Here is a 25,089-nt window from a genome sequence, read left to right as displayed (position 1 = left end):
ATATCGTACGCGGTAGCTATCGTTATCCTAGGATACTACCGACTTCAAACCAGCTAGCTTTGGAATTAAGAACATCACTCACTGACATGGCTTTTTTGCCTGGGATCTGAATCTGCTCCAGAACCAAGGTGTCTTTGCCTGTTGCGACGTAAATTCCTGTTTTATCAGCCTTAAGAATAGTCCCCGGTTTGGCGTCTGTCGCATTCGCTTCAACGCGCGATTGCCAAACCTTGATGTTGTTCTCTTCAACAGAGAAGAAACTCATTGGCCACGGGTTAAATGCACGAATGCAGCGCTCAATAAACGCGGCATCTTGAGACCAATCAATCTTGGCTTCGTCTTTGCTCAGTTTGCTGGCGTAATTGGCTTGCTCATCGTCCTGTTTTACCGGGTTGGCATTGCCTGACGCGATATCGCCAAGACAATCAACCAAAGCTTCAGGGCCCAACTCGGCGAGCTTATCGTACATAGTCGCGCTGGTGTCGGTGGCTTCAATCGGAAGCGTTGCGATCTTTAGCATGTCGCCGGTATCAAGGCCGATATCCATCTGCATGATGGTAACACCAGTTTCTGCATCGCCCGCCCAAATAGAACGTTGAATCGGCGCCGCACCGCGCCAGCGAGGCAAGATCGAACCATGCACGTTGATACAGCCAAGCTTTGGTGTATCCAGAACGGCTTGAGGAAGCAGTAGACCGTATGCCACGACAACCATGATGTCAGCGTTAAGATCTTTTAGCTCTTGTTTTGCCTCATCAGATTTGAAATTGACGGGCTGATAAACCGGGATGTCATGCTCAAGCGCAATGTTTTTAACTGGACTTGCTGTGAGTTTTTTACCACGACCTGCTGGGCGATCTGGTTGGGTATAAACAGCGACAACCTCGTGCTCCGAAGACAATAACGCCGCCAAGTGACGGGCGGCGAAGTCTGGAGTACCGGCAAACACAATACGTAATGATTGGCTCACACTGACCTCTCTTAACTTAAATTCTTATTCGATTACTGCTTAGCGTTAAAGCGCTTAATTTTCTCAAGCTTGTCTTTAATACGCTTGCGCTTTAGAGGGGATAGGTAATCAACAAACAGTTTACCCTCTAGGTGGTCAAGCTCATGTTGAACACAGATAGCCAGTAGATCGTCCGCATCGAAAGTGAACTCTTCACCGTCGCGGTTTAGCGCTTTTACTGTTACTTCAGCTGCGCGAGGCACCAATGCACGAGCGCCAGGAACCGATAGACAGCCTTCTTCGATACCGTCTTCACCACGTTTTTCAGTGATTTCTGGGTTGATCAGAACCATAGGCTCGTCGCGAGTATCTGAAATATCAATCACAACAATTCGCTGATGAACGTCAACTTGGGTTGCTGCCAGACCGATACCTTCTTCGTCGTACATGGTTTCAATCATGTCGTCGACGATTTTTTGGATTTCCGGCGTTACCGCTTCAACGGGCTTTGCTACCGTTCTTAGGCGATCATCCGGGAAAGTTAATACTTGTAATACAGACATATACACTCAAAATGTTGAACTGTGCCGAATAGGCTTGGACTTCGTTGGTTCAATTCTAGACATTTTCCAACCTAAATGACAGCATCCCTTGAAACAAAGCGAAGGATTGCGGTGTATGAAGCAGGGAAATGTGCTGTTATTGAGGGGTTACATTGTTGTCGTCACGCTCGTCTTAGGTTTTCCCTCCCTCGCTGATAATTCTCTCACCTTAAAAGACCAAGCCCCTTCATTCTACCAAGTGAAAAAGGGCGACACGCTTTGGGCTATTTCCAGCCTTTATCTGTATTCTCCGTGGCGCTGGCCAGAACTCTGGGGAAACAATAGACACATCCATCATCCACACCTTATTTATCCTGGTGACCGATTGTCGCTGAGCTGGGTCGATGGCCAGCCAAGATTGACTCGTAAAAAGCTTGAGAAGCTATCGCCGAGTATTCAAATCGCGAGCAAAGCACCAATCGCTGCGATTAACGCGATAACGCAAGCTCGCTACACACGCACAGAAGGGTTGGTTTTAAGTAGTGAGCTGCGAGATTTTCCCAAAGTGATTGGCTCCAGCAACGGGCTAAAGTATGTCACCGCTCAAGATGATGTTTATATCAACTATCAAGGTAATGAAACCGATTGGGCCATTTACCGCGTAAGCCAAACATTCTCTGCATTGCAACCAGAGTACAGCATGCAGCAGGTTAGGATGGTGGCAGTCGCGAAGATGAAAACACAGAGTGCTGACATTACAACGCTTGAGATTGAAAGGCTCATTCATGAAGTTAAACAGCAGGATGTGGCGATTCCTCTGTCGTCGATTCAAACGCCTGAACATCTTCAATCTTTTGAACCTCACGCCGGAATACCTGCCGATGGACTTGCTATCGTTGGCATGATGGAAGCCACCCATTATGCGGTTCGAGGTCAGGCGGTGGTACTTAATCACGGGTTTGTGTCTGGTATTGAGCAAGGGAGTAGCTACACACTGGTGAGACCGGCACAGGCGTTTCAGTTCGCTCAAGGGGAGCACGGATTGACTGACACCTACCACGAAGGGCTATCACAACAATTGCCGACGATAGAAATTGGACATCTTGTGGTGATTCGCAGCTATCCGTTTTTCAGTATCGCTCTCATTACCGAGGCCAGTGAGCCCATTACTCGCCAAACCATCGTGGCTAATCCTGATAAAACGCCGACCAGTTAATGGGCCATGCTATTGATGAAAGGTATGGATGAATGCTATGGATGATAATACGAGAGTAGCTTGGCTCCGCCTCTCCCTGTGTCCGGGAATTGGTCCCGTCACGTTTTATAAGCTGCTAGCCGTTGATGACCCACGCAACATTGTGGAGTCAGATGAACAAACCTTATCTGCGATAGGGCTCAAGCCAAATCAAGTGAGCTTTATTCGGCGTAAGTCAGTTGAGCTTGCACATAAAGCGATGGAATGGAGCAATGGTGCCGACAACCACATCTTAATCCATCAAGATGAGCACTATCCGCCATTATTGCGTGAGTCTAAGGGCTGTCCTCCGGTTCTTTATGTCCAAGGCGATGTGAGTTTGTTGTCCGATCAGCAAATCGCCATGGTAGGCAGCCGAAATGCCAGCACAGGTGGTCTCGAGACTGCGCGCAGCTTTGCGGCTGAGTTTGTTCGATATGGCTATTGCGTAACAAGCGGCCTGGCACTCGGAATTGATGGCCATGCTCATCAGGGAGCACTAGATGCATGCGGGAAAACCATAGCGGTATTGGGCTCAGGGCTAGGCTCTATTTATCCAGCCCGCCACCGTTCCCTCGCGCAAAGGGTTGCTCAGCACGGAGCCTTGGTGAGTGAGCACCTTCCGTGGATAAAGCCAAGAGCGGAGCACTTTCCGAGACGAAATAGAATTGTCAGCGGGCTATCACTCGGTGTCGTGGTGGTGGAAGCGGCCGAGAAAAGTGGCTCACTGATAACCGCAAAATATGCAGCGGAGCAAGGACGTGAAGTTTTTGCTATTCCCGGTTCCATTCGCCATGCCTATCACTCGGGGTGTCATTCATTAATACGAACGGGCGCCTGTCTCGTACAAAGTGTTGAAGATGTATTGTGTGAAATAGAATCTCTGTCTAACTGGTCTAAAAAAGTACAACCAACACTTTTTGACCAAGTTATTGATAAAGAAGAATTGCCATTTGCAGATCTGTTGGCTAACGTAGGAATAGAGGCAACGCCGGTTGATATTTTGGCGCAAAAGACCCATATTCCTGTTCAAGAGGTCATGCAACAGCTTTTAGAGCTCGAATTATCGGGTCATGTTGTTGCTGTAAACGGTGGTTATATTCTTAAGGGGAGAGGCTAGCTATGATGATGGACATACTGATGTACCTGTTCGAAACCTACGTGCATAGCGATGCAGATCTGCAGGTAGACCAAGACGAACTTGAGGATGAGCTGTTAAGAGCAGGCTTTAAGCAAAAAGATATCTACAAGGCACTCGAATGGCTTGAGGATCTAGCTGAGCTGCAAAACACCGACAATCACTCCGCCATTGCGATGAGTGCCGCGACCTCGACACGGATCTACACCGCTCAAGAAATGACGCGCATGGATGTGAAAAGTCGTGGACTATTGATGTTCCTAGAACAGATTGGTGTACTGACCACAGAAACCCGTGAAATGGTTATCGACCGTGTAATGGGATTGGAAACCAACGACTTTGAGCTCGATGACCTGAAATGGATCATTTTAATGGTTTTGTTCAATGTTCCAGGCAACGAAAACGCGTACACTCTCATGGAAGAACTCATCTACACCGCTGAACGAGGTGTGGTGCATTAATCCTCCCAGCCCAATCAATTGGGTTGCTTGCGTTAAGAGAACACCATGAGTGGTAAAATCGACAATCAACTTTTCTCGGCTCATGAGCATGCACTGGATCATGAGCCGTGTCCTCAATGTGACGCTGGTAAGCTGATCCTTAAAAATGGCAAACACGGCCCTTTTCTAGGTTGCGACCAGTACCCTAGCTGCGATTACATTAAACCCTTGCATCAAAATGATGGTCATATCATCAAAGAGTTAGGTGTAGCGTGCCCTGACTGTGGCTCAGAGCTACTGCTGCGCCAAGGACGATTTGGAATGTTTATCGGCTGCAGTAACTACCCAGAATGTCATTTTATTCAATCACCCAACAAGCAAGAAGAGCCAGAGCAACCAACCCAAGCGACGGTCTCCTGTCCGGAATGTGCTAAAGGCGCGCTGACAGAGAGAAAGTCGCGCTTTGGCAAGGCCTTTTATGCCTGCGATCAGTATCCGAAGTGTAAGTTCGCAGTTAATCACCCTCCAGTCGAGGGGCACTGTCAGTATTGTGGTTTTGAGTTGTTGGTAGAAAAGAAGCGGGCATCAGGTACGGTACTTGAGTGCGCGTCAAGGCGCTGCCATAAAGTGCAAGAAAGCGAATAACAAAACGGCTCCCAATGGGAGCCGTTTTAAATTCTAGCGTTTAACCAAGCTTAAAGTGCTTCAGCGGCTGGTTTAAGTGCAGGAAAAGCGGTCTCATCTAGGAGTTCAGACAAGGCAAGCAGCTGCGCTTTTAACGCGGCTTTGTCGTCTGCAGTCACATTGATGTGACCCATCTTGCGACCAGCACGTTTGTCTTTACCATACCAGTGCACGTGGCAGCCAGTCAGAGCATGCACGGCTTCTGGCAGGGTATCTTCACCCAAAATGTTTACCATTGATGTCGTGCGAATGGCTTGTGTCGAGCCCAGCGGCATATCGCATACTGCGCGTAGGTGGTTTTCGAACTGACACGTATCGGCACCTTGCTGAGTCCAATGCCCAGAGTTGTGCACGCGAGGAGCGATCTCGTTGACAAGCAACTGACCATTGACATCGAAGAATTCAAGCGCGAGTACACCCACATAGTCCAGAGACTCAGCAACAGCGGTAAACATCTGCGCCGCTTGTGCTTGAAGTTCAGGTTCATCAATCGCAGTAGATAGTGTCAATACGCCATCGGTGTGCACATTTTCAGCCAGTGGATAGATAGCAATCTCACCTTGCTTATTGCGAGCACCAACCAATGAGACTTCCCGTTGGAAAGGAACAAACTCCTCGGCAACAATGGCTTGGCTGTCTGATTCAGCAATGCACTGTGCCATTTCGGTCCAGATAGCATCGACGTCATCAAGCGTTTTCAATCGCCACTGGCCTTTACCATCGTATCCGCCTAAAGCGCTTTTGAGCACCATTGGAAGGCCAACATGCTCAATAGCCGCGTCGAAATCAGCGCGTGTGTTGATGACAGCGTATTTAGCGTTCTTCACTCCGGCATTGTCGAGAAGTGCTTTCTCTATGCGACGGTCACCACCGGCTTTGATGGCCTCTGTCGAAGGTAGGAACTTGCCACTCTTCTCACAGATTGCGAGCACGTCATGTGGAATATGTTCGAACTCAGCGGTAATCACATCAGCTTGAGCGATCGCCTGCTCTAGACCGTTACCTAAAACTTCAAGTGTTAGCGGGTGAACGATATTCTCGCTACGCACGTCAAACGCGGAGATTTGAATATTCAATGGAGCGCCAGCCAGTGACATCATACGTGCCAGTTGTCCGGCCCCTAGAACCAGTACATGTTTCATTATTAGTCCTCAGAAGGATCTGGGTTAGCAAGTACGGTTTCTGTTTGTTGGCTGCGGAACGCTTCAACTTTTTCCATCACGGCATTATCGTGAACACCAATGATTTGCGCTGCTAGGATACCGGCATTTGCTGCACCTGCTTCACCAATTGCCAGTGTGCCAACCGCAATGCCTTTTGGCATTTGCACGATAGACAGTAATGAATCCATGCCCTTTAGGGCACGGCTTTGAACTGGAACGCCTAATACAGGAACGCTTGTGAATGCTGCAGCCATACCAGGAAGGTGTGCAGCACCGCCTGCGCCTGCGATGATAACTGAGATGCCACGCTCTTTAGCAGAGGTCGCGTAGTCAGCGAGTAGTTGCGGTGTACGGTGAGCAGAAACAACCTTGGTTTCATAATCCACACCAAACTGATCCAGCATTTCTGCTGCAAGTTTCATGGTTGGCCAATCTGATTTTGAACCCATAATAATGCCGACTTTCATCCGAAGCTCCTTCAAGGCGTGTGCAAATGGACTAATTTGCGCGCATTATACGAGGATTTTTTTCTTAGGAAAACGTTTGCGTGGGTGAATTTTGTGTTTTTTTCTGGATTCTCACCCGGCTTTTGAGCATAGTGCCGTTGAAATGTAAAATAATTGTTTAGCTTTTAATAAAAGGAAGTCTCGGTGGATAATTTTCAAACCACAGTTGCGGCGCTTCAATCCGGTGAAGTAATTGCTTATCCAACGGAAGGTGTGTTCGGTGTTGGATGTGACCCTGATGATACTAAGGCGATTGAAAAACTGCTGGCAGTAAAAGAGCGTCCGGTAGAGAAAGGTCTTATCCTCATCGCGGCCAATTTTGAACAGCTGCGTCCCTACATAGATGAAACACAGTTAACGCAGCAACAGCTAGAGAGTGTTCAACAGACTTGGCCAGGGCCTTATACCTGGATCATGCCAGCCAGCTCTCGTGTCTCTTCTTGGTTAAGCGGTGCTTTTGATACCATTGCGGTGCGCGTGACCGACCATCAATTGGTGCAAAAGCTGTGTTTGGTCTACGGCAAGCCGATTACCTCAACCAGTGCTAACCTTTCCGGTATGCCATCATGCATGACGACAGAAGAAGTGAAAGAGCAGCTCGGTGACCGATTAGTGGCTATTCTCGAGGGTGAAACCGGCGGTCGAAACAAGCCTAGTGAAATCCGCGATGCGCGCACCTTAAAAGTACTAAGACAAGGTTAAGGAGACCCTGTGCAGCAAGTCGATAAACATCAAGTCAAAGCGTTTCTACTTCAGCTTCAAGACGATATCTGCCAAAAACTCGAGCAACAAGACGGTGTTGCTACCTTTCAGCAAGATGAGTGGCAACGTGAGCAAGGTGGCGGCGGTCGCAGCCGAGTGATGAAAGACGGTCACGTGTTTGAGCAAGGCGGCGTGAACTTCTCACATGTGTTTGGCGACAAGATGCCCGCTTCCGCAACAGCTCACCGACCAGAATTAGCCGGGCGTAAGTTTGAAGCGATGGGGGTATCGCTAGTGATTCACCCTAAAAACCCTTATATCCCTACCTCACATGCCAATGTGCGCTTTTTCATTGCTGAAAAAGAGGGAGAAGATCCGATTTGGTGGTTTGGTGGAGGCTTTGACCTGACACCGTTTTATCCGTTCGAAGAGGATTGCCAGCACTGGCATGATACCGCTAAGCAAATCTGCCAGCCATTTGGCGACGAAGTTTATGCGGAGCATAAGAAGTGGTGTGATGATTACTTCTTCTTGCCACATCGAAATGAAACTCGCGGTGTAGGTGGCTTATTCTTTGATGATCTCAATCAGTGGGGATTTGAACGCTCATTTGCCTACATGCAGGCGGTGGGTAATGGGTATACCAATGCTTATTTGCCTATAGTCGAGAAGCGCAAAGACGAGTCTTATGGTGAACGCGAGCGCAATTTCCAGCTGTATCGTCGCGGACGCTATGTAGAGTTTAACCTTGTTTATGATCGTGGGACGCTGTTTGGCTTGCAAAGTGGTGGCCGTACAGAGTCCATTCTGATGTCGATGCCTCCATTGGCTCGTTGGGAATACAGTTACCAACCTGAAGAGGGAAGTGCCGAGGCGAAGCTGTATAGCGACTATCTACAACCTAGAGAGTGGTAATTGAGCGGATAGCCACAGTTCAAATAGCCATGGTTCAACTTGGCGAATGTGTGTCGAAATGATAGTGTCGAGCTATACCTTTCGGCACCCATTAGGCAAGGACAGTAGGCACAGACATGAGCAAGCCCGATCAGTACGTTGTATTTGGTAACCCCATTTCACAAAGTAAGTCACCGTATATTCATACACTTTTCGCACGACAAACCTCGCAAAACCTAGAGTATGGTCGCCAAGAGCCGGAACCTGAAGGTTTCAAACAAGCGGCAACGGACTTTTTTCTATCGGGTGGCAAAGGGTGCAACATTACCGCACCGTTTAAAGAAGACGCTTATCAGTTCGCAGGTCGTCTGACCGAGCGCGCGCAGCTTGCCGGTGCGGTCAATACGCTCAAGAAACTTGATGACGGCGAAATCATTGGAGATAACACCGACGGCGAAGGCTTAGTTCAAGATCTGCTACAACACCAAGTTCAGTTAGAAGGCGCCTCCATCTTAGTGATTGGTGCTGGTGGTGCTGCTCGAGGTGTTCTCAAGCCACTACTCGATCAAAAGCCCGCATCTATAACTATCACCAACCGTACTTTTGAAAAAGCACAGCAGCTCTCTGAGCTTTTTGATGAGTTTGGCCCAATTGCAGCGGTGCCAATGAGCGATATTGCAAACGCTTATGATGTGGTCATCAACTCTTCTTCTACCAGCCTCTATAAACAGCTTCCTGATGTTAGTAGTGCTATCTTTGCTAACCACACCGTCAGTTATGACATGACTTATGGTCAAGGACTAACGACATTCAATCAATGGGCCAAGGATTCTGGCGCAAGATTCGCTTATGATGGTCTGGGTATGCTTGTTGGGCAAGCGGCCGAAAGCTTCATGTTATGGCGAGGTTTGAGACCGGGCACTAAGCAGATCTTGCGAGAGCTAAGAAAGAACCTAGAAGGCTAATCGAATGAATCAGTCCATTTTGTTTTCTGACCAGCTTACTTGGAATGAGGAAACCGGCATGGTTGAGTTTCATGCTCAGCAGGCTGGAATGTTGATTATCTGTTTGGTGAGTTTGGACAAGCTGGGTAAGCTTAATAACTCCAGTGAGGTTTCAAAGGAAAACGCCTTTGAGCAGTTTGAAGCGGCGCGCTTTGATATAGAAGAGATAGCTGAAAGCCTCGTTGAAGATGAGGCTTTCGATGAACAGGGACGCATTATCATTAACTAACGAATGATCGTTACTTCCTGCATATAGTCATTTTTGTTCTGAACATAGTTATTGGCAGAGCGCAGCAAAAAGGCTCTTTCTTTATCGGTTAAAGGACGAGCCTGTTTGACAGGGCTGCCTACATAGAGGTAGCCACTTTCTAAAACTTTATTAGGTGGCACCAGCGAACCTGCTCCTATCATCACATCGGACTCAATGGTTGCGCCATCAAGTACGATGCTCCCCATACCCACAAGAACCCTATCTTTGATGATGCAGCCATGCAGCATTACCTTATGACCGATAGTAACGTCATTACCTATGAGTAATGGGTAGCCTTCAGGGTTTTCCGCATTCTTATGGGTAACGTGCAATACACTGTTGTCTTGGATATTAGTGCGCTCACCGATTTCTATATGGTTCACATCACCACGCGCTGACACTAGGGGCCAAACACTGGCATCTTTACCAAAGCGGACATCACCGACGATAACACTGGTTTCATCTATATAGACGGAGCTGTCTAATTGTGGCTTTATGCCCTTGTAACTGCGAATTGAAGTCATATCAGTCTCTAAATCTGTGGAATGGGGCTATTTTGGCGAGTTATTGCAGTAATTTACAGCGCCAAAGCACAAAAAATAACCATACAAACAAAAAATGCGAAAAAACTGCATTTAGGGTATTGCCAATGTGATTTCGATCTCTATAATGCCCCCTCGCTGACACGGGAAAGGACAACGAAATCCCCAACGAGTCAGAAGGTCACAAGCTTCTAAGAAGCTTAGCAAAATAAGTTGAAAAAAGTGGTTGACACGAAAACTTATCTCGCTAAAATGGCCATCCGTTTTGAGAGGGACGCTTAGTCCGAAGCTCGAAACAAGCTCTTTAACAATATAAACCTATCAATCTGTGTGGGCACTCGTTGATGATAATCAAATTAGATACCTCGGTATCAAATTAGGTTTCAATGAAACGAAGTGACCATTGAATCGAAAGATTCAGCACAGTCAATTCAAACATTACTTTATGTAATGTTCAGTATTCATTGAGCCGAACAAAATCTTAAATTGAAGAGTTTGATCATGGCTCAGATTGAACGCTGGCGGCAGGCCTAACACATGCAAGTCGAGCGGAAACGAGTTAACTGAACCTTCGGGGAACGTTAACGGCGTCGAGCGGCGGACGGGTGAGTAATGCCTGGGAAATTGCCCTGATGTGGGGGATAACCATTGGAAACGATGGCTAATACCGCATAATAGCTTCGGCTCAAAGAGGGGGACCTTCGGGCCTCTCGCGTCAGGATATGCCCAGGTGGGATTAGCTAGTTGGTGAGGTAATGGCTCACCAAGGCGACGATCCCTAGCTGGTCTGAGAGGATGATCAGCCACACTGGAACTGAGACACGGTCCAGACTCCTACGGGAGGCAGCAGTGGGGAATATTGCACAATGGGCGCAAGCCTGATGCAGCCATGCCGCGTGTGTGAAGAAGGCCTTCGGGTTGTAAAGCACTTTCAGCAGTGAGGAAGGCGGGTACGTTAATAGCGTGCTCGTTTGACGTTAGCTGCAGAAGAAGCACCGGCTAACTCCGTGCCAGCAGCCGCGGTAATACGGAGGGTGCGAGCGTTAATCGGAATTACTGGGCGTAAAGCGCATGCAGGTGGTTAGTTAAGTCAGATGTGAAAGCCCGGGGCTCAACCTCGGAACTGCATTTGAAACTGGCTGACTAGAGTACTGTAGAGGGGGGTAGAATTTCAGGTGTAGCGGTGAAATGCGTAGAGATCTGAAGGAATACCGGTGGCGAAGGCGGCCCCCTGGACAGATACTGACACTCAGATGCGAAAGCGTGGGGAGCAAACAGGATTAGATACCCTGGTAGTCCACGCCGTAAACGATGTCTACTTGGAGGTTGTGGCCTTGAGCCGTGGCTTTCGGAGCTAACGCGTTAAGTAGACCGCCTGGGGAGTACGGTCGCAAGATTAAAACTCAAATGAATTGACGGGGGCCCGCACAAGCGGTGGAGCATGTGGTTTAATTCGATGCAACGCGAAGAACCTTACCTACTCTTGACATCCAGAGAACTTAGCAGAGATGCTTTGGTGCCTTCGGGAACTCTGAGACAGGTGCTGCATGGCTGTCGTCAGCTCGTGTTGTGAAATGTTGGGTTAAGTCCCGCAACGAGCGCAACCCTTATCCTTGTTTGCCAGCACTTCGGGTGGGAACTCCAGGGAGACTGCCGGTGATAAACCGGAGGAAGGTGGGGACGACGTCAAGTCATCATGGCCCTTACGAGTAGGGCTACACACGTGCTACAATGGCGCATACAGAGGGCTGCCAACTTGCGAAAGTGAGCGAATCCCAAAAAGTGCGTCGTAGTCCGGATTGGAGTCTGCAACTCGACTCCATGAAGTCGGAATCGCTAGTAATCGTGGATCAGAATGCCACGGTGAATACGTTCCCGGGCCTTGTACACACCGCCCGTCACACCATGGGAGTGGGCTGCAAAAGAAGTGGGTAGTTTAACCTTCGGGAGGACGCTCACCACTTTGTGGTTCATGACTGGGGTGAAGTCGTAACAAGGTAGCCCTAGGGGAACCTGGGGCTGGATCACCTCCTTATACGAATAGATTATTGCGATGAGTGTTCACACAGATTGATTAGGTTTGTAAAGATAAAGAGATTTTGTTTTTGCTGAAAAGCGAAAGCAGAAAATAGTAAGTGCCCAACACTTACTGCTTAGTGTCCCGTTCGTCTAGAGGCCTAGGACACCGCCCTTTCACGGCGGTAACAGGGGTTCGACTCCCCTACGGGATACCATTGGGTCGTTAGCTCAGTTGGTAGAGCAGTTGACTTTTAATCAATTGGTCGCAGGTTCGAATCCTGCACGACCCACCATTCCTTCTTTGAAGGAACTCTCAAGAAATGGGGCTATAGCTCAGCTGGGAGAGCGCCTGCCTTGCACGCAGGAGGTCAGCAGTTCGATCCTGCTTAGCTCCACCATTCTTGAACATTCCACGGAATGACTTTCGTGGGCGATTAGCTCAGTTGGGAGAGCACCTCCCTTACAAGGAGGGGGTCACTGGTTCGAGCCCGGTATCGCCCACCATCTTTAAGCACATTTGCTTAAGTGTTCTTAAAAATGGTTTCGAAAGAAACTAGCTCTTTAACAATTTGGAAAGCTGACGAATAAGAATTGATTATTCTTATTCAATTAAAAGTTCTCAAATCCTATGTCGAAAGATGTAGGTACCAACACACATTCAAGTGTTCTTGGAATTTGAGTCCGGCAAAATCGAGTCTGCACATGTATAAAAATGCAGACAACTTTGGTTACGTAACAAAGACCCTTTGGGGTTGTATGGTTAAGTGACTAAGCGTACACGGTGGATGCCTTGGCAGTCAGAGGCGATGAAAGGCGTAATAACTTGCGATAAGCCCAGATTAGGTAGTAATAACCTTTGAGTCTGGGATTCCTGAATGGGGAAACCCACCTGCATAAGCAGGTATCGCTGAGTGAATACATAGCTCAGCGAGGCGAACCGGGGGAACTGAAACATCTAAGTACCCCGAGGAAGAGAAATCAACCGAGATTCCGAAAGTAGCGGCGAGCGAAATTGGATTAGCCCTTAAGCTTTTAATGAGACAGGCGAAGGCTCTGGAAAGTGCCGCGATACAGGGTGATAGCCCCGTAACCGACATCTCATCATCAGTGAAATCGAGTAGGGCGGGACACGTGATATCCTGTCTGAATATGGGGGGACCATCCTCCAAGGCTAAATACTACTGACTGACCGATAGTGAACCAGTACCGTGAGGGAAAGGCGAAAAGAACCCCTGTGAGGGGAGTGAAATAGAACCTGAAACCGTGTACGTACAAGCAGTAGGAGCACCTTCGTGGTGTGACTGCGTACCTTTTGTATAATGGGTCAGCGACTTATATTCAGTGGCAAGGTTAACCGTTTAGGGGAGCCGTAGGGAAACCGAGTCTTAACTGGGCGTTCAGTCTCTGGATATAGACCCGAAACCAGGTGATCTAGCCATGGGCAGGTTGAAGGTTGAGTAACATCAACTGGAGGACCGAACCGACTAATGTTGAAAAATTAGCGGATGACTTGTGGCTAGGGGTGAAAGGCCAATCAAACCTGGAGATAGCTGGTTCTCCCCGAAATCTATTTAGGTAGAGCCTCGGACGAATACTACTGGGGGTAGAGCACTGTTAAGGCTAGGGGGTCATCCCGACTTACCAACCCTTTGCAAACTCCGAATACCAGTAAGTACTATCCGGGAGACACACGGCGGGTGCTAACGTCCGTCGTGGAGAGGGAAACAACCCAGACCGCCAGCTAAGGTCCCAAATTATAGCTAAGTGGGAAACGATGTGGGAAGGCTTAGACAGCTAGGATGTTGGCTTAGAAGCAGCCATCATTTAAAGAAAGCGTAATAGCTCACTAGTCGAGTCGGCCTGCGCGGAAGATGTAACGGGGCTAAGCTATAAACCGAAGCTGCGGCAATGACTTAGGTCATTGGGTAGGGGAGCGTTCTGTAAGCCGTTGAAGGTGGACTGTAAGGTCTGCTGGAGGTATCAGAAGTGCGAATGCTGACATGAGTAACGATAAAGGGGGTGAAAAACCTCCTCGCCGGAAGACCAAGGGTTCCTGTCCAACGTTAATCGGGGCAGGGTGAGTCGACCCCTAAGGCGAGGCCGAAAGGCGTAGTCGATGGGAAACGGGTTAATATTCCCGTACTTCTTACAATTGCGATGGGGGGACGGAGAAGGCTAGGTGGGCCTGGCGACGGTTGTCCAGGTTCAAGTGCGTAGGCTTAAGAGTTAGGTAAATCCGGCTCTTTTTAAGGCTGAGACACGACGTCGAGCTACTACGGTAGTGAAGTCATTGATGCCATGCTTCCAGGAAAAGCCTCTAAGCTTCAGATTGTAAGGAATCGTACCCCAAACCGACACAGGTGGTCGGGTAGAGAATACCAAGGCGCTTGAGAGAACTCGGGTGAAGGAACTAGGCAAAATGGTACCGTAACTTCGGGAGAAGGTACGCTCCTCGCGGTGAAGTCCCTTGCGGATGGAGCTATGGGGAGTCGCAGATACCAGGTGGCTGCAACTGTTTATTAAAAACACAGCACTGTGCAAAATCGTAAGATGACGTATACGGTGTGACGCCTGCCCGGTGCCGGAAGGTTAATTGATGGGGTTAGACTTCGGTCGAAGCTCTTGATCGAAGCCCCGGTAAACGGCGGCCGTAACTATAACGGTCCTAAGGTAGCGAAATTCCTTGTCGGGTAAGTTCCGACCTGCACGAATGGCGTAATGATGGCCACGCTGTCTCCACCCGAGACTCAGTGAAATTGAAATCGCTGTGAAGATGCAGTGTACCCGCGGCTAGACGGAAAGACCCCGTGAACCTTTACTACAGCTTGGCACTGAACATTGACCCTACATGTGTAGGATAGGTGGGAGGCTTTGAAACTAGTACGCCAGTATTAGTGGAGCCGTCCTTGAAATACCACCCTTGTAGTGTTGATGTTCTAACGTCGGCCCCTTATCGGGGCTGCGGACAGTGCCTGGTGGGTAGTTTGACTGGGGCGGTCTCCTCCCAAAGAGTAACGGAGGAGCACGAAGGTGGGCTAATCACGGTTGGACATCGTGAGGTTAGTGCAATGGCATAAGCCCGCTTGACTGCGAGAATGACAATTCGAGCAGGTGCGAAAGCAGGTCATAGTGATCCGGTGGTTCTGAATGGAAGGGCCATCGCTCAACGGATAAAAGGTACTCCGGGGATAACAGGCTGATACCGCCCAAGAGTTCATATCGACGGCGGTGTTTGGCACCTCGATGTCGGCTCATCACATCCTGGGGCTGAAGTCGGTCCCAAGGGTATGGCTGTTCGCCATTTAAAGTGGTACGCGAGCTGGGTTTAGAACGTCGTGAGACAGTTCGGTCCCTATCTGCCGTGGGCGTTGGAAGATTGAAGGGGGCTGCTCCTAGTACGAGAGGACCGGAGTGGACGAACCTCTGGTGTTCGGGTTGTGATGCCAATCGCATTGCCCGGTAGCTAAGTTCGGAATCGATAACCGCTGAAAGCATCTAAGCGGGAAGCGAGCCCTGAGATGAGTCTTCCCTGGCACTTTAAGTGTCCTAAAGGGTTGTTCGAGACTAGAACGTTGATAGGCAGGGTGTGTAAGCGTTGTGAGGCGTTGAGCTAACCTGTACTAATTGCCCGTGAGGCTTAACCATACAACACCCAAAGGGTTTTGATGGACTCAAAGCAAGAACTTTGAATGTGTATTTAGACTTTTAAAATCAGTTTTCCGAATTAAAGAATTTGCTTGGCGACCATAGCGTTGTGGACCCACCTGATCCCATGCCGAACTCAGAAGTGAAACGCAATAGCGCCGATGGTAGTGTGGGGCTTCCCCATGTGAGAGTAGGACATCGCCAGGCTTTGAACATTATCTGTTTAAAGCACGATTTAGATAAGACTTTAAATAGACCACTGCGGAGTGGTAGTTCAGTTGGTTAGAATACCGGCCTGTCACGCCGGGGGTCGCGGGTTCGAGTCCCGTCCACTCCGCCACTTATTAGAAAACCCGATGCGAAAGCGTCGGGTTTTTTATTATCTATAGTTTGGTAGCTTCCCTTTCAAGGAAGTCGAGTCCCGGTTGTATGCAACCCTAGACTGGGCGTCCCCGCCACTATTCAAGAAGCCTCGTTTAACGACGAGGTTTTTTTGCATTTGTAATTCTTTAATTATCTCGTACTGTATTCAACTGTAGCAATCAAACCACACTCAGTGCAAACGTTACTCCTGTAACTTTTGAATTTTTGGTAGGGTTCAGCCCACTACATCATCAAAATTTATCCTTAGTTTCCTAGATCTTCACTCGAATTTATAGAGTGTTCGTATATTATTACTCCCATCAGTAAGTTTTTTAAAAAGAGTGGTTATGGGACAGCTTTCAATTTTAGGCTTTATAGCAATCGGTGGGGCATTTGGCGCTTGCAGTCGCTATTTGATTTCTGAGCTTTGTGTGATGATCCTAGGGCGTGGTTTCCCTTATGGTACGTTAACCGTGAATGTTGTCGGTTCGTTTATCATGGGGCTGTTGATAGCGGCTTTTGAGGCAGAGGTGTTTGCTCCAGAGCCATGGCGTCAGATCATTGGTCTTGGCTTTTTAGGCGCATTGACGACATTCTCTACCTTTTCGATGGACAATGTATTACTAATGCAGCAAGGCGCATTTTTGAAGATGGGACTAAACGTGCTCCTTAACGTTGTGTTAAGTATCTCAGCCTGTTGGATAGGTTTTCAAATTTTAACCAAAAGTTAGTCAAAAACCACTCAACGGTTATTGAATGTTCGGAATCTTTTCTTCTATAATCGTTGCCAATACTTGTCGGAGTGCCCTCTGGGCTGAGACCGTTAATTCGGGATCCGTTGAACCTGATCTGGTTAATACCAGCGAAGGGAACAAGAGAATAAAAGTAACTTCACCTCTTTTATTATCAAATAGCTCACGCTATTGCAGTTGATACCTCTTGTATTCACACATCCGTCAAGCATTTATCTTTTATAACTATATGATATATAAGGAAATGCTATGTCGACACGTAAGCAAAATAGACTGGACGCAAAGAACTTCATCGATACGTTATCGGTGACGCCCTATCCAAACTCAGAGAAAACCTATATTCAAGGTAGCCGCAGCGATCTGCAGGTACCGATGCGTAAGATCTCTCTTTCCGATAGTCTAATTGGTGGCAATCAAGATAACCCTGTATACGAGCCTAACGAGCCTATACACGTGTATGACACCTCTGGCCTATACACGGACCCTCAACATGACATCGACCTCTACAATGGGCTCCCAAAGCTCAGGGAGCAATGGATAGAAGAACGCCTAGATACGGAAGTACTAGACGGTGTGACTTCTGAGTTCGCCAAGGAGCGTTTAGCTGATGAAACCTTGGACGAGCTTCGTTACGGTCAATTACCTCGCATTAGACGTGCTACCGATGGAGCATGCGTTACTCAGCTTCACTATGCTCGTAAAGGCATTATTACTCCTGAGATGGAGTACATTGCCATCCGCGAGAATATGGGACGTCAAAAGCTTAAAGACGAAATGCTCACTCAGCAACATCCCGGACAACACTTCGGCGCTAACCTACCAAAAGAAATCACTCCTGAGTTTGTGCGTAAAGAGGTTGCTGAAGGGCGTGCCATTATACCGTCAAACATCAATCACCCTGAGTCTGAGCCAATGATCATTGGTCGAAACTTTTTAGTAAAGGTTAACGCCAATATCGGTAATTCATCGGTCACGTCATCTATTGAAGAAGAAGTAGAAAAATTGGTGTGGGGTACGCGCTGGGGTGCCGATACCGTGATGGATTTGTCTACCGGACGAAATATTCACGAGACTCGAGAATGGATCCTTCGAAATAGTCCAGTACCGATTGGTACCGTTCCTATGTATCAAGCATTAGAAAAGGTAAATGGTGTAGCTGAGAATCTTACATGGGAAGTGATGCGAGATACACTGATAGAGCAAGCGGAGCAGGGGGTTGATTACTTTACGATCCACGCGGGTTTGCTTCTACATCATATCCCATTAACCGCAAAGCGTGTGACAGGCATTGTAAGCCGAGGTGGTTCTATTATCGCTAAGTGGTGTCTTGCGCATCATGAAGAGAGCTTTCTCTACACCAACTTCAAAGAGATCTGTGAGATTTGTGCACGCTATGACGTTGCGTTATCTCTAGGCGATGGGCTGCGCCCTGGTTCGATAGCCGATGCTAACGATGAAGCTCAGTTTGCTGAGCTTAGAACGCTTGGCAAACTGACTAAGATAGCGTGGGAGCACGATGTTCAGGTAATCATTGAAGGCCCAGGCCATGTGCCAATGCATATGATTAAAGAGAACATGGAGGAGCAGCTTGAACATTGCCACGAAGCGCCTTTCTATACTCTAGGTCCATTAACTACAGATATTGCACCTGGCTATGACCACATTACCTCAGGTATCGGGGCTGCAATGATTGGTTGGTATGGCTGCGCTATGTTGTGTTATGTGACACCCAAAGAGCATCTTGGCCTGCCCAATAAAGAAGATGTGAAGACTGGTCTTATTACTTACAAACTTGCCGCACACGCTGCTGATCTGGCAAAGGGTCATCCGGGCGCTCAGATCCGTGATAATGCACTGTCAAAGGCAAGATTTGAGTTCCGCTGGGAAGATCAATTCAACCTCGCTCTCGACCCCGATACAGCACGCCAATTCCATGACGAAACCTTGCCTCAAGAATCTGGGAAAGTTGCCCACTTCTGTTCCATGTGTGGTCCTAAATTCTGCTCAATGAAAATCTCACAAGAGGTTCGCGAGTATGCAAAAGACTATCAATCCAATGAAAATATTGAGGTCAAATTAATCGATGATCCCCTTGAAGGAATGCGTCAAAAATCTCAGGAGTTTAGGGCGACGGGTGCCGAACTTTACCACCCAGCTGTCACCGAAGAATAACTCTACCAACTAGAAGACTAAGGAGCTTCCGTTGAAACTTTTATTGCCCTCTATTTATGCGCCTTTACATTCTCATATAGAGGATGTACTTCAACTTGCAAGTAAGGTTGGCTTTGCTGTCGAGTCTATCGAGCTTTCTATCTCAGACCAATGCGAGGTAGTGACGATTGTTAATGGAAATGAAGTCAGTACGATTTCTAACGACAGTCATCGTAACGAACATTTCGCTAACTGCGACTATCGAGTTCGCTATTTACATGATTTAGATGAAACACAGTTATCGAGTAACCTTGCATCGCTTGAATTTGGCGATGTCTACATCGATGTCGCTAGCGCTAATAATTACGCTGATGTTTGGTCGTGTAGAGAAGGCACAATAAAGGCTTCAGCGGACGCCAATAAGGTCATAGACAAGGATAATCATTTTGCTTGGTTTGTTGTCTGCTTAGCTCTGGATTTTCCTCTTGAGGATACGATGATGCTCGCAAGAGCAGGGAGTGTTTCACGTGAAACATGGCCAGCTCAGCTCGAGCAGTTTTCAGTACCCGTTATTGAAAACCATCACCTTGGCATTCGTGTTGGCTGGGCCGTTGATGCGTCCAACCAAGCTTTCCCTAAAGTGAGTAAGCAAAAGCTAGGTCTCTATCCAGTGGTTGATAGCATTGAATGGATAGAGCGTCTGTTAGAGCTAGGCATTAAAACGATTCAGCTTCGAATCAAGCAACCTGATACACCTAACCTTAAACAACAAATAGAACAAGCTATAAGACTTGGCGAGAAGCATGATGCACAAGTCTTTATTAATGACTATTGGCAGTTGGCACTTAAGCATGGTGCTTATGGTGTTCACTTAGGGCAAGAAGACATCGAAGTTGCGGACTTAAAGCAACTAGCTGAGCAAGGTATTGCGTTAGGGCTATCGACGCACGGTTACTACGAATTGTTGCGCATTATCCAGATCAATCCGAGCTACGTTGCTTTGGGCCACATTTTCCCGACAACGACTAAACAGATGCCGTCGAGACCACAAGGCTTAGTTAGGTTGGCCTTATATCAAAAGCTCATCGATTCGATTCCTTACGGTGATGTAATCGGCTATCCGACGGTCGCTATTGGTGGGATCGATCTTAGAACAGCGAAACCCGTCTGGGACTGTGGTGTTACGAGTCTAGCAGTTGTACGAGCAATTACCTTATCCGACAACGTACCGGCGGTACTTGATAACTTTGCAACGATTATGAGTGAGCGAACACATGATTAACGATGCTCAGTTCAAACAGTATTTGAGACAACTCAGCTTGACGAATGTGGGTGAAGCAGGACAAGCAGATATTGTGAACTCTCATGTTTTGATCATTGGTTGCGGTGGTCTTGGAACTGCCGCGAGTATCTATCTAGCTGGAGCTGGGATAGGCCGAATAGTGCTAGCAGATGATGATGTCATTGAAACGTCCAATCTACCTAGGCAAGTTACCTATGGCTACGCAGATATCGGTGCAGCTAAGGTAGCGTGTTTGGCTAAAAGTCTCACCAACCAAAACCCGAATATTAGCGTCAGAGCGATTGATAAGAGGCTTGAGGCTAGCCAGTTAGCGTTAGAGATATCGCTTGCAGAAGTGGTTGTGGACTGTAGCGACAACATCACTACACGCCAGGCTGTTAACCAGTACTGCCGTCAACACAATACCGATTTAGTGACTGCGGCGGCAATTGGATGGAATGGGCAACTGAGCGTATTCCCTTTTTCATCCAACCTAGATGTACCGTGTTATCGCTGCCTGTACCCATTTGACGAGATAAAAGGGACGTCAAAATGCTCGGAATCGGCGGTAATGGGGCCTGTGGTTGGGATGATGGGGGTCTATCAAGCGCTAGAGACATTAAAGCTACTCCTAGCAGTTCATCGTGATAGCCAAGATAAACAGTTGCCAGATTTGAGACTATTCGACGGACTCAATGGTAGTTGGCAATCATTGCGAATTAACAAAGACACTGAATGCAGTGTGTGCGGCAACAAGTAAAAAGAAGTAAGAGAGCAGAGATGATTCAGTTAAAAGTAAATAATTCCATCCATCAGATGTCGCAAGAAACTAACCTAGCTAACTTGCTTACAGAGCTAGATATTGACGCGCTAGGTTGTGCGATTGCTGTCGACGATCAGATCGTTCCTAAATCGGAGTGGCCTACATTCACTGTCAAAGAAAACATGTCCATCAATATTTTTCAAGCGATAGCAGGGGGCTAACTGATGCTGAAGATTGCAGATAAAACCTTTAACTCAAGACTTTTTACCGGTACAGGTAAATTCGCTGATCAGTCGTTGATGATGAAGTCTATCGTGGAGAGTGGTTCAGAATTAGCGACGATGGCACTAAAGCGGGTTGATCTCGACGGTCAAGATGATGACATCTTGCGTCCTCTAATCAGTAATAAGGTCAACTTGCTTCCCAACACCTCAGGTGCAAAAAACGCAAAGGATGCAATATTTGCGGCTCATCTAGCGAGAGAAGCATTGGGTACTAACTGGTTAAAATTGGAAATACACCCTGACCCGAAATACTTACTACCTGATCCAATCGAAACATTAAAGGCGGCGGAGCAGTTAGTAAAAGATGGTTTTATTGTTTTACCTTACTGTCACTCTGATCCGACGCTTTGTAAACATTTAGAGGAAGTTGGCTGTGCTGCTGTGATGCCATTGGGTGCGCCGATTGGAAGCAATAAAGGTATAGTCAGTAAAGACTTCCTAGAGATCATAATCGAGCAAGCAAATGTGCCTGTTGTCGTCGACGCTGGAATTGGCGCACCTTCTCATGCAGCACTTGCTATGGAGATGGGGGCCGATGCGGTCTTGGTTAACACAGCAATAGCCGCTGCTGCTGACCCAGTCGCGATGGCTCGTGCATTTAAGTTAGCAGTAGAATCAGGTCGCATCGCTTATGAAAGTGGATTGGCTGGTACGGTGAATTACGCGGTTGCGTCTAGTCCGCTTACTGCATTCCTTGATTCGATGTAGGAGAAGGCACCATGAGCTTTGTTGAAGAACATGCTAAGTATGACTGGGATGACGTTAGGTTGTCTATCTATGGCAAAACAGCGGGCGATGTGCAAAGAGCTTTGTCTAAATCTCGTCTTGATCTAGAAGATTTCAAGGCATTGATTAGTCCTGCAGCCGAGCCTTTTCTAGAGCAAATGGCGCAGCGTTCCTTCGCTCTAACTCGTAAGCGTTTCGGTCATACTATGTCTATGTACATACCCTTGTATTTATCCAATCTGTGTGCCAACGCGTGTACTTACTGCGGCTTTTCCATGGAGAACCGTATTAAACGTAAAACACTATCGAAGCAGGAGATAGCACTCGAATGTGACGTTATTAAACAAATGGGCTTCGACAATATCCTTTTGGTGACAGGCGAGCACGAGAATAAGGTGGGAATGAAGTACTTTAACGAAGTCATTCCAGAGATCAAAAGACACTTTAGCTATCTCGCGATGGAAGTGCAGCCTCTCGATAGAGAAGATTACGCGACATTAAAGCAGCATGGCTTAGATGCGGTGATGGTTTATCAAGAGACCTATCACAGACGTACCTATGCAGAGCATCATCTGCGTGGTAACAAGATGGATTTTGATTACCGACTGGATACGCCGGACCGTCTTGCGCAGGCTGGTATTGATAAAATTGGAATCGGTTCTCTGATAGGACTCGAAGAGTGGCGCACCGACTGTTTTTACGTCGCGGCACACCTTCAGTATCTTGAGAGTCGTTATTGGAAAACGCGTTACTCGATCTCGTTCCCAAGGCTTAGACCTTGCGAGGGAGCACTGCAACCTAAGTCGGTGATGACAGACAAGCAGCTGGTTCAGTTAATCTGCGCTTATCGATTATTCAATAACGAGGTAGAGTTGTCACTGTCGACTCGTGAATCAGCCGCGTTTAGAGACCATGTTTATCCTCTCGGTATTACCAGTATTAGCGCAGCATCTAAAACACAGCCAGGCGGCTACGCTAACGACGAAGAAGAGCTAGAGCAGTTTGCCATTAGTGATGAGCGAAGTGCAGAGCTTGTTGCGGCCTCTGTTAAAAGGGCAGGTATGGAACCGGTTTGGAAGGATTGGCACCAGTCTTATTCTGGATAGTAACTCTGACAGGTTTCACGTGAAACAACAAAAAAAAGGCGCTGTAAACCAGCGCCTTTTCTTCATCTAACAGATTTAGCTTAGATTGGCTTACAAGCTTCCTCTAGCCAAACTAGCGCTTCTCCCTCGACTAATGGAGAGACGTCGCTCCAGACTTTTTGATGATACTGATTCAACCAAGCCTTTTCGCCTTCAGTGAGCAGTTCTGTCACGATATTGCGTTTGTCGATTGGGCAGCGAGTCAACGCCTCAAAACCGTACATTACGCTATCACCATTTGTTGCCTTTTCGACAACAAGCTCAAGGTTCTCTATGCGGATACCGAACTCATCTGCACGATAGTAACCCGGCTCATTTGACAACACCATGCCAGGAACCAGGGGGGTATTGTTGACAGCCTTGGCTATGCGCTGTGGTCCTTCATGAACACTCAAGAAATGACCCACACCATGACCTGTACCATGGTCGTAGTCGAAGCCATTTGCCCACAAATGCTGGCGAGCTAATACATCTAACTGGTGACCACAAGTTCCTCTCGGGAAGAGTGCAGATGCGAGACTGATATGACCCTTTAGTACCAGTGTAAACTGACGCTTCATTTCGTCACTAGGCGTACCGATTGCGATGGTGCGAGTAATATCTGTCGTGCCGTCTAGGTACTGACCACCTGAGTCTACAAGGTACAAGGTATTTTGAATGATTGGGCCTGGTACTTCCTGGTTCTCATGATTGTAATGGCACATAGCAGCATTACCAGCTGAGGCCGAAATGGTATCAAAGCTGAGGTCGACAAGGCTTGCATCGGCACGGCGGAAGGTTTCTAGCTTGTCAGCAAGTACAGCTTCGTCATACAGATTACCCGCTGCAACTTCTGCATCAAGCCAGCAGAGGAAGTTGGTCATCGCAGCACCATCACGAATGTGGCTTTGTTTCATGCCTTCCACTTCTACAGAATTCTTAGCCGCCTTTGGCATCAAACATGGATCGGCGATTTCCAGCAGTAGTGCACCGTATTGCTCTAACTTGAGCTTGAACCAAGCGTTACTTGTCGCTGGGTCCAACGTGACTTTTTTGGCTTCTAGAGTTTTAAGGACGCTCTCTAAAGTCTCTGGTTGGCAAACTTCTACACTTTGCCCTACGTGAGAATCAAAGGCTTCACGGTCTTCGATTCTAGATGGGTCGATAAAGAACTGCGTTGTACCATCAGAGTACAGGATGGCATGGGAAAGCAATACAGGCAGGCGTGAAACATCGAGACCACGAATGTTGAGCATCCAACAAATAGAATCTAGCTCGGTGATGATGGCTGCATCGGCACCAGATTTGCTCAGCGACTCTGCAAGCGCGTTACGCTTCTGTTCACTGCTTTGACCAACCTTGTCTAACGGCATCAAACGAACGTTACTTAGCAGAGCGTCAGGGCGGTCGCTCCAGAATAGATCAATCGGGTTTTCATCAACAGCAACGAGCTCGTACTTACCTGCAAGCTGCTCAATTGCGCCTTGATACCAACTCCCTCTATGCATGCGTGGGTCCACTGCAATGCGAGCACCAAGCTCAACTGACTCCATAGTCCATGTTAGTGGTGGTTGTTCAATAAGGTGGCAGTAGTCAAAAGTACCTGCTGGAACTTGCTTGCGAACTTGTACCGTATAGCGACCATCAACAAAAATAGCGGCTGATTGGCGAGTGATAACCGCTGCACCTGCTGACCCAGTGAACTGCGTTAGCCAGTGCAGTCGCTCGTTGTGAGCTGGGACATACTCGCCCAAGTACTCGTCTTCATGGGCAACAATAAACGCATCTAAGTTATTGTCGGTGAGCCAAGATTGAATCTGTTCAACTCGGCGAGAAATCTGTTCCTGCATCTGTAGTTCCTTTGTCTCGGCGAAGCGTGTCACCTTACTATTATTTGCTCTATAAGCTAGCGCTTTTGCGGATGATATACAA

21 protein-coding genes, 5 tRNA genes, 3 rRNA genes and 1 riboswitch are annotated in these 25,089 nt (G+C 47.8%); of the genes, 23 read left to right on the top strand and 6 right to left on the bottom strand.

What is annotated here, in order from left to right; translation table 11 throughout:
- Positions 1–22 precede the first annotated feature (22 nt).
- Both fmt and def read right to left on the bottom strand, forming a co-directional pair.
- On the bottom strand, positions 23–970 hold the full coding sequence (gene fmt, locus J4N45_RS18445; RefSeq protein ID WP_252012960.1) for a methionyl-tRNA formyltransferase: 948 nt from the start codon (positions 968–970) through the stop codon (positions 23–25).
- 32 nt (positions 971–1,002) lie between these two features.
- Complete coding sequence (def, locus tag J4N45_RS18440) at positions 1,003–1,512, bottom strand: peptide deformylase (RefSeq protein WP_042478058.1); 510 nt, start codon at positions 1,510–1,512, stop codon at positions 1,003–1,005.
- A gap of 115 nt (positions 1,513–1,627) precedes the next feature.
- Between def and J4N45_RS18435 the strand changes: the two genes are divergently transcribed.
- Genes J4N45_RS18435 through J4N45_RS18420 form a run of 4 tightly spaced genes read left to right on the top strand, consistent with a single transcriptional unit; the run spans position 1,628 to position 4,948 of the window.
- The gene (locus J4N45_RS18435; protein WP_252012959.1) at positions 1,628–2,707 is read left to right on the top strand and encodes a LysM peptidoglycan-binding domain-containing protein; all 1,080 of its coding nucleotides are present in this window, start codon (positions 1,628–1,630) and stop codon (positions 2,705–2,707) included.
- Between the two features lie 37 nt (positions 2,708–2,744).
- On the top strand, positions 2,745–3,845 hold the full coding sequence (gene dprA / locus J4N45_RS18430) for a DNA-processing protein DprA (protein WP_252012958.1): 1,101 nt from the start codon (positions 2,745–2,747) through the stop codon (positions 3,843–3,845).
- Positions 3,846–3,847: 2 nt separating this feature from the next.
- Entirely contained in the window at positions 3,848–4,324 is a 477-nt protein-coding gene (locus J4N45_RS18425; protein WP_042478052.1) for a DUF494 family protein, read from the top strand.
- 45 nt (positions 4,325–4,369) lie between these two features.
- The gene (locus J4N45_RS18420) at positions 4,370–4,948 is read left to right on the top strand and encodes a DNA topoisomerase family protein (RefSeq protein ID WP_234494868.1); all 579 of its coding nucleotides are present in this window, start codon (positions 4,370–4,372) and stop codon (positions 4,946–4,948) included.
- A 50-nt stretch (positions 4,949–4,998) separates the two neighbouring features.
- Here the strand turns inward: J4N45_RS18420 and J4N45_RS18415 are convergent, their stop codons facing one another.
- Together J4N45_RS18415 and purE are read right to left on the bottom strand one after the other, a co-directional pair.
- A complete protein-coding gene (locus tag J4N45_RS18415; protein ID WP_252012957.1) occupies positions 4,999–6,129 on the bottom strand; it encodes a 5-(carboxyamino)imidazole ribonucleotide synthase in 1,131 nt (376 codons plus the stop codon).
- Positions 6,130–6,131: 2 nt separating this feature from the next.
- Entirely contained in the window at positions 6,132–6,617 is a 486-nt protein-coding gene (gene purE, locus J4N45_RS18410) for a 5-(carboxyamino)imidazole ribonucleotide mutase (protein WP_042478050.1), read from the bottom strand.
- A 183-nt stretch (positions 6,618–6,800) separates the two neighbouring features.
- On the opposite strand from purE, the gene tsaC reads away from it, so the two are divergent.
- The 4 genes from tsaC (at position 6,801) to J4N45_RS18390 (ending at position 9,485) form a co-directional block, all read left to right on the top strand.
- Positions 6,801–7,358, top strand: a complete 558-nt coding sequence (tsaC, locus tag J4N45_RS18405; RefSeq protein ID WP_252012956.1) for an L-threonylcarbamoyladenylate synthase type 1 TsaC — start codon at positions 6,801–6,803, stop codon at positions 7,356–7,358.
- 9 nt (positions 7,359–7,367) lie between these two features.
- A complete protein-coding gene (hemF, locus tag J4N45_RS18400; RefSeq protein WP_252012955.1) occupies positions 7,368–8,273 on the top strand; it encodes an oxygen-dependent coproporphyrinogen oxidase in 906 nt (301 codons plus the stop codon).
- Between the two features lie 116 nt (positions 8,274–8,389).
- Positions 8,390–9,217, top strand: coding sequence for a shikimate dehydrogenase (gene aroE, locus J4N45_RS18395; protein WP_234494863.1), 828 nt, complete (start codon positions 8,390–8,392; stop codon positions 9,215–9,217).
- A 4-nt stretch (positions 9,218–9,221) separates the two neighbouring features.
- Complete coding sequence (locus tag J4N45_RS18390; protein ID WP_252012954.1) at positions 9,222–9,485, top strand: DUF1488 family protein; 264 nt, start codon at positions 9,222–9,224, stop codon at positions 9,483–9,485.
- On the opposite strand, the gene J4N45_RS18385 is transcribed toward J4N45_RS18390, so the two are convergent.
- Positions 9,482–10,030: a gamma carbonic anhydrase family protein gene (locus tag J4N45_RS18385; protein WP_252012953.1), complete on the bottom strand. Its 549-nt coding sequence runs from the start codon at positions 10,028–10,030 to the stop codon at positions 9,482–9,484. The genes J4N45_RS18390 and J4N45_RS18385 overlap by 4 nt on opposite strands.
- Positions 10,031–10,531: 501 nt before the next feature.
- Here J4N45_RS18385 and J4N45_RS18380 point away from each other — a divergent pair.
- From J4N45_RS18380 to thiH, 15 genes are all read left to right on the top strand, one after another.
- Positions 10,532–12,083, top strand: a 16S ribosomal RNA gene (locus tag J4N45_RS18380).
- Between the two features lie 123 nt (positions 12,084–12,206).
- Positions 12,207–12,282: transfer RNA gene (locus tag J4N45_RS18375), tRNA-Glu, on the top strand.
- Between the two features lie 2 nt (positions 12,283–12,284).
- A tRNA-Lys gene (locus J4N45_RS18370) sits at positions 12,285–12,360 on the top strand.
- 29 nt (positions 12,361–12,389) lie between these two features.
- Positions 12,390–12,465: transfer RNA gene (locus tag J4N45_RS18365), tRNA-Ala, on the top strand.
- Between the two features lie 30 nt (positions 12,466–12,495).
- Positions 12,496–12,571: transfer RNA gene (locus J4N45_RS18360), tRNA-Val, on the top strand.
- A gap of 254 nt (positions 12,572–12,825) precedes the next feature.
- Positions 12,826–15,712, top strand: a 23S ribosomal RNA gene (locus tag J4N45_RS18355).
- Positions 15,713–15,803: 91 nt separating this feature from the next.
- Positions 15,804–15,919: ribosomal RNA gene (rrf, locus tag J4N45_RS18350) — 5S ribosomal RNA — on the top strand.
- Together the 16S, 23S and 5S rRNA genes with 5 tRNA genes alongside form the textbook arrangement of a ribosomal RNA operon.
- A 56-nt stretch (positions 15,920–15,975) precedes the next feature.
- Positions 15,976–16,052, top strand: a tRNA-Asp gene (locus tag J4N45_RS18345).
- A 370-nt stretch (positions 16,053–16,422) separates the two neighbouring features.
- The gene (gene crcB, locus J4N45_RS18340; protein WP_234494910.1) at positions 16,423–16,806 is read left to right on the top strand and encodes a fluoride efflux transporter CrcB; all 384 of its coding nucleotides are present in this window, start codon (positions 16,423–16,425) and stop codon (positions 16,804–16,806) included.
- 57 nt (positions 16,807–16,863) lie between these two features.
- A riboswitch (TPP riboswitch) is annotated at positions 16,864–16,963 on the top strand.
- 113 nt (positions 16,964–17,076) lie between these two features.
- Complete coding sequence (gene thiC / locus J4N45_RS18335; protein ID WP_252012952.1) at positions 17,077–18,999, top strand: phosphomethylpyrimidine synthase ThiC; 1,923 nt, start codon at positions 17,077–17,079, stop codon at positions 18,997–18,999.
- Between the two features lie 31 nt (positions 19,000–19,030).
- Positions 19,031–20,260 (top strand): thiamine phosphate synthase, encoded by a 1,230-nt coding sequence (locus J4N45_RS18330; RefSeq protein WP_252012951.1) that lies wholly within the window; start codon positions 19,031–19,033, stop codon positions 20,258–20,260.
- Positions 20,253–21,020, top strand: a complete 768-nt coding sequence (locus J4N45_RS18325; protein ID WP_252012950.1) for a HesA/MoeB/ThiF family protein — start codon at positions 20,253–20,255, stop codon at positions 21,018–21,020. The genes J4N45_RS18330 and J4N45_RS18325 overlap by 8 nt, the downstream gene beginning before the upstream one ends.
- A gap of 20 nt (positions 21,021–21,040) precedes the next feature.
- Positions 21,041–21,244 carry a sulfur carrier protein ThiS gene (gene thiS, locus J4N45_RS18320; protein WP_252012949.1) on the top strand — a complete coding sequence of 68 codons (204 nt, stop codon included), beginning with the start codon at positions 21,041–21,043 and terminating at the stop codon, positions 21,242–21,244.
- Positions 21,245–21,247: 3 nt separating this feature from the next.
- Entirely contained in the window at positions 21,248–22,015 is a 768-nt protein-coding gene (locus J4N45_RS18315) for a thiazole synthase (RefSeq protein ID WP_252012948.1), read from the top strand.
- An 11-nt stretch (positions 22,016–22,026) separates the two neighbouring features.
- Positions 22,027–23,139, top strand: coding sequence for a 2-iminoacetate synthase ThiH (gene thiH / locus J4N45_RS18310; RefSeq protein WP_252012947.1), 1,113 nt, complete (start codon positions 22,027–22,029; stop codon positions 23,137–23,139).
- A gap of 80 nt (positions 23,140–23,219) precedes the next feature.
- On the opposite strand, the gene J4N45_RS18305 is transcribed toward thiH, so the two are convergent.
- Positions 23,220–25,007: an aminopeptidase P family protein gene (locus J4N45_RS18305; RefSeq protein ID WP_252012946.1), complete on the bottom strand. Its 1,788-nt coding sequence runs from the start codon at positions 25,005–25,007 to the stop codon at positions 23,220–23,222.
- Positions 25,008–25,089 lie beyond the last annotated feature (82 nt).

Origin of the sequence: Vibrio sp. SCSIO 43140 (assembly GCF_023716585.1) — a bacterium.
Lineage (GTDB): Bacteria > Pseudomonadota > Gammaproteobacteria > Enterobacterales > Vibrionaceae > Vibrio > Vibrio maritimus_B.
Note: the sequence above shows the minus strand (reverse complement) of the source record. Positions and strands in the feature narration are given on the sequence as shown.

What these genes read in the sequence shown, in the direction of transcription:
- thiS (WP_252012949.1), top strand. Translation starts at nt 21,041, where the DNA reads ATGATTCAGTTAAAAGTAAATAATTCCATCCATCAGATGTCGCAAGAA.
- thiC (WP_252012952.1), top strand. Translation starts at nt 17,077, where the DNA reads ATGTCGACACGTAAGCAAAATAGACTGGACGCAAAGAACTTCATCGAT.
- J4N45_RS18425 (WP_042478052.1), top strand. Translation starts at nt 3,848, where the DNA reads ATGATGATGGACATACTGATGTACCTGTTCGAAACCTACGTGCATAGC.
- purE (WP_042478050.1), bottom strand. Translation starts at nt 6,617, where the DNA reads ATGAAAGTCGGCATTATTATGGGTTCAAAATCAGATTGGCCAACCATG.
- aroE (WP_234494863.1), top strand. Translation starts at nt 8,390, where the DNA reads ATGAGCAAGCCCGATCAGTACGTTGTATTTGGTAACCCCATTTCACAA.
- J4N45_RS18390 (WP_252012954.1), top strand. Translation starts at nt 9,222, where the DNA reads ATGAATCAGTCCATTTTGTTTTCTGACCAGCTTACTTGGAATGAGGAA.
- J4N45_RS18385 (WP_252012953.1), bottom strand. Translation starts at nt 10,030, where the DNA reads ATGACTTCAATTCGCAGTTACAAGGGCATAAAGCCACAATTAGACAGC.
- crcB (WP_234494910.1), top strand. Translation starts at nt 16,423, where the DNA reads ATGGGACAGCTTTCAATTTTAGGCTTTATAGCAATCGGTGGGGCATTT.
- thiH (WP_252012947.1), top strand. Translation starts at nt 22,027, where the DNA reads ATGAGCTTTGTTGAAGAACATGCTAAGTATGACTGGGATGACGTTAGG.
- J4N45_RS18435 (WP_252012959.1), top strand. Translation starts at nt 1,628, where the DNA reads ATGAAGCAGGGAAATGTGCTGTTATTGAGGGGTTACATTGTTGTCGTC.
- J4N45_RS18325 (WP_252012950.1), top strand. Translation starts at nt 20,253, where the DNA reads ATGATTAACGATGCTCAGTTCAAACAGTATTTGAGACAACTCAGCTTG.
- J4N45_RS18315 (WP_252012948.1), top strand. Translation starts at nt 21,248, where the DNA reads ATGCTGAAGATTGCAGATAAAACCTTTAACTCAAGACTTTTTACCGGT.
- dprA (WP_252012958.1), top strand. Translation starts at nt 2,745, where the DNA reads ATGGATGATAATACGAGAGTAGCTTGGCTCCGCCTCTCCCTGTGTCCG.
- J4N45_RS18415 (WP_252012957.1), bottom strand. Translation starts at nt 6,129, where the DNA reads ATGAAACATGTACTGGTTCTAGGGGCCGGACAACTGGCACGTATGATG.
- J4N45_RS18305 (WP_252012946.1), bottom strand. Translation starts at nt 25,007, where the DNA reads ATGCAGGAACAGATTTCTCGCCGAGTTGAACAGATTCAATCTTGGCTC.
- def (WP_042478058.1), bottom strand. Translation starts at nt 1,512, where the DNA reads ATGTCTGTATTACAAGTATTAACTTTCCCGGATGATCGCCTAAGAACG.
- J4N45_RS18420 (WP_234494868.1), top strand. Translation starts at nt 4,370, where the DNA reads ATGAGTGGTAAAATCGACAATCAACTTTTCTCGGCTCATGAGCATGCA.